The organism is Paenibacillus tarimensis (assembly GCF_021532315.1).
Classification (GTDB): Bacteria; Bacillota; Bacilli; order Paenibacillales; family Paenibacillaceae; genus Paenibacillus_I; species Paenibacillus_I tarimensis.
This window is the reverse complement of sequence record NZ_JAKGAO010000022.1, coordinates 1-3,969: the sequence shown is the minus strand read 5'-3', so window position 1 is coordinate 3,969 and position 3,969 is coordinate 1. Positions and strand designations below refer to the sequence as shown.

Genomic DNA, 3,969 nt, shown 5'->3' with positions numbered 1-3,969 from the left:
TTCTGGGTTGAAGGAAAAGGGTGGGTCTTCGCAGATGAACTTCAGGTGGGCGACAAACTCCAAAAGGCTGACGGAAGCAACCTGACGATTGATAAAGTTGAGTTCGTCAAACTGGGTGAACCAGTAACGGTTTACAACTTTACGGTTGCGGACTTCCATACTTATTATGTAACGGATATTGGAATATGGGTGCATAATACGAATGGTTGTCTACCGGATTCTAGATGGATTCAACGTTCCACATATAAAGAGTTGCAAGAGCTAGGGTTGAATGAGCAGTTTGCACGAGCAATGAAAAAAGGATTAGCAAATGCTCGGCAAGGTGATAATGGAATAATTCTGCTTTCAAAAAACGAACAAATAATCCATAAAGGGAATCTTTACACATTCAAAATAAAAGTAGCCAAAGCATCTAACCATCTTAGGGTTTATGGGAGAATTGACGATAATGGTAACTTGATATTCGATTACATTACTAAAGGTAAAAAGTAAATTAGGAGTGGTTACATGAGCTTATTAGATGTTGAATTCATATTTAACCAACATTATAATTTTAATGAGTTAAAAAATAACTCAATAAAGTTACTAGAAAATCTAATAAATAATAGCTGTTCAAATTATTTGAGTGAAGAAGAAGGGAAACTTGAGGATGGTTTGAGATTTAAGGACTACATCATTCGTTATAAGTGCATTGAGTTATTTATAAATAACCACGATAGAGTGATTCCTTTTTTTCGAGTGTGCCTTGAACTTTTACATCCTAAGACAGAGATTCAAAAGTTTTATTATGATATAGAATACACCATTAATGGAGAGTTCTCAGATGAGTATTTTGGAGCATATAATTAACTCTTAACAAAGGTAAAGTTTAATTTTAGGTCATAGCATGTAGAGTATGAGATGGGGAAAAAAGTGGTGTCCATGTTGCCGCTTTTTTCCTTTTTATATTTACTAAAAAACGAGAATCGTATATTGAGACAAAATTACTAGTGCTTTTAAATCAATTATCCACCCAAATAGAGATTTCCTTGCGAGCAATGGAACTAAAGGAATGTAGCATAGGACAGAAATCTGGAGTGCTACGATAATAATGCAGTCGAAAAACACCCTCATATGAAATAGAATGAAAGATAATGAGGGGACGGGGGACAATGAATCGGTACGATAAAGCATTCAAAGAAGAAGCCGTAAGATTGAGCGATGAGATTGGATCTAAAAAAGCAGCTGAGCAGTTAGGCGTATCCTACTATACGTTGCAGGAATGGAGAAAACGAAGAACCCTGCACGGCGACGGAGCGCATATCGGAAGCGGAAGCGCTTATGCGTCTGCCGATAAGACTGCACGTGAAATCGAATTAGAAAAAGAAATAGTCGAGCTGCGCCGCGCGAATGAAATTCTCAAGGATGCACTCGGTTTTTTCGCAAAAGACCGGAAGCGGTAAAGGCATGTAGGCTCTATGCTTACATCCGTGAACGACGGGATCGATGGACCGTCAAGGAGATGTGCGATATACTTGCTGTCAGTGAATCGGGCTATTACCGCAGCTTGAAGCCCACACCTAAGCAAGAGAAGCAGCAACGCCTTCTGGTCAAAATCACAGAAATCATCGGTGAACATGAAGACAACAGCAATTACGGTGTCCAGCGTGTTCTGCTGGCGCTGTCACAAATAGATATCATGACCAGCTACAGCACTGTCTATCGGATCATGAAGAAGCATGACCTATTGAAGAAAGCCAAGCGTCATTCACACGGCATTACACGCGAGGATGCCGCAGCTCAAAAGAGCGAGAACCTAATCCAGAGAGACTTCAGATCCTCAGCACCCAACCAAAAGTGGCTATCGGATATCACCGAAATCCCTTGTTCAGACGGTAAGCTATATCTGTCTGCTGTATTGGATTGTTTTAACGGAGAGATCGTAGGCCTCGCCATGGACGATAATATGCGCAAAGAGCTCTGCATTCAGGCCTTTGAAAATGCCTGTAAAGCAAGGAATGCTCGCGGAATGATCTATCACAGCGATCGAGGCAGCCAATTTACGAGCCATGCTTTCCGGAAGAGTCTAGCTAAACGAGGTGCCATTCAAAGCATGAGTGGTACAGGCCGTTGCTATGATAATGCAAGGATGGAAAGTTTTTTTGCTACGCTAAAGAAAGAAAAGCTATACAAGATCAACACAGAGCGCTATCCCATGGCCCATATTAAATCGATCATCTTCAGATACATCATGGTCTACTACAACAGGCGGCGGATATACACCTCCAACCCAGGGGGCTGGCCCCCAGCAATTTATCGCGAAAGAATGCTATCACAAGCAGCTTAGTAACGGGATTTCTGGATGAGTGTGTTTTCAAACTGCACTTTTGTTGACAACTCCAATCCATAACAGAAAGGAATATGTCATTAGGTTCAATAATGGACGTGTAGGACAATTTTATTCTCCGTAAGGGTGATACGATGTTTCAAGTTGATTCATATTTAATGAAACCCAAGTGTAATGTTACTGATTTAAGAGATGTAGTTAATAATCCTCAAAACTATTTTGTTGAAATTACTGATTCGACAGGTCTAAATGCAATCCACAAAGACCTTGATTTCCATTATCTTAATGGAGCGATTTGTCTAAAGTATTACGGCGACAGTATATTAGATATGAGGTATTGGGATTTAGTTGACCAATTATGGGCATACATTATGAATCTAATTGATGATGTACTTCAAAAAGGTGAAGGTAGTCTATATTTCCCTGACCAACCTGTCAAAATAACTCTCCGCCAGACCTCTAAAGAGTTAATGCTATTTTCAGTTGAAGGTAGTGAAATAACCACTTTCGTATTACCTAAAAATGATTTTCTAATTGCATTAGTTCATGGCGCAGATCAGTTTTTCACCTACATGACTAATACGTTTGGTTCTGATTGCGAGTATTCTTATGAGTTAGGAAGAATAGACAGACTAAAACAGGAACTACTACAATAGCGTAGTTGACCTTGGGGACGGCAATCCTCAAGGTCATTTCTTTTACCCCGCCAATACCGATTGGTATGACGGAACGACAGATCCTGCCCCGAATAGATGGGCACATAGAAATCTTTTATGATAATAAATGGAATTATTTACATGGGAAAAAGAAGTTTGATAAAGCATTTAAAGAGCAGGTCGCATTATGAATCTTGAGTGGAGAGTCAACCATTCGAGAGTCCGCAATAGAGCTGGGTGTTCATTACACTACGGTTCGAGACTGGGTTCGGAGTTATGAGCAAGACGGCACCCTGGCAAGGTGTTAATTATTTTAACGACTTGAAATAAAAGAAGGGTGAAACTGTGTGTATTTGTAATGTTTGTGGTTTTGATCAGTTGGAATGGCCACAGTATCTTGAAGACGATGCCCCAAACTTTATTATTTGTGATTGTTGTGGTTTCCAGTCTGGATATGACGATTTAGACTTAGGAAAGACATTTGAGGAGTACCGAAATGAATGGATAACGAGAGGGACTCCTTGGACGAATCCGAATAAGAGACCTCCAAATTGGGAATTGGAAAAGCAACTATTAAATATTGAAGCGTGTACTTGAGACCTTGAGGGACTTATCCTTCAAGTTCTTTCTTTTGTTTCCATCCATTTCGCATTTGGCGTATTTCAACGCCTTTTCCGCAAATTCCGGACATGGTGAAAGGCCTTGCTTCATGCTTCTTCCGGCGTTTTCTAACGCAAATTTTGTGAATTTCCGCAAGCGGATGAAGAAGGTCCGCCAGGAACCAAGGAAGACACAGAACAAGAATTCCAGTCCGTGCAACTGCTTCACTGCCGGAACGAAGGTTCTGACAGACGAAAGGGAGAAGAATATAGAAGACATTGAAGTCGGAGATATGGTTCTCGCTAAGGATGAGAATAACCCTGATGGAGAGTTGGCTTACAAGGAAGTCACGCATCTTTATCGAAATGATAAGGAAATCATCTATGA

6 protein-coding genes and 1 pseudogene are annotated in these 3,969 nt (G+C 40.4%); all 7 read left to right on the top strand.

Going from position 1 to position 3,969, the window contains the following annotated elements; translation table 11 throughout:
* On the top strand, nucleotides 1-492 hold a 492-nt coding region (locus L1N82_RS18375; RefSeq protein ID WP_235288926.1), incomplete at its 5' end, for a polymorphic toxin-type HINT domain-containing protein.
* Between the two features lie 15 nt (nucleotides 493-507).
* Complete coding sequence (locus L1N82_RS18370; RefSeq protein WP_235288925.1) at nucleotides 508-849, top strand: hypothetical protein; 342 nt, start codon at nucleotides 508-510, stop codon at nucleotides 847-849.
* A gap of 302 nt (nucleotides 850-1,151) precedes the next feature.
* Nucleotides 1,152-1,442, top strand: coding sequence for a transposase (locus L1N82_RS18365; protein WP_235288924.1), 291 nt, complete (start codon nucleotides 1,152-1,154; stop codon nucleotides 1,440-1,442).
* A gap of 11 nt (nucleotides 1,443-1,453) precedes the next feature.
* Nucleotides 1,454-2,326: pseudogene (locus L1N82_RS18360) on the top strand (IS3 family transposase); the annotation flags it as partial.
* 134 nt (nucleotides 2,327-2,460) lie between these two features.
* Entirely contained in the window at nucleotides 2,461-2,982 is a 522-nt protein-coding gene (locus L1N82_RS18355; protein ID WP_235288922.1) for a hypothetical protein, read from the top strand.
* A gap of 194 nt (nucleotides 2,983-3,176) precedes the next feature.
* Nucleotides 3,177-3,290, top strand: coding sequence for a helix-turn-helix domain-containing protein (locus L1N82_RS23625; RefSeq protein ID WP_407946779.1), 114 nt, complete (start codon nucleotides 3,177-3,179; stop codon nucleotides 3,288-3,290).
* Between the two features lie 401 nt (nucleotides 3,291-3,691).
* On the top strand, nucleotides 3,692-3,969 hold a 278-nt coding region (locus L1N82_RS18350), incomplete at its 3' end, for a hypothetical protein (protein WP_235288921.1).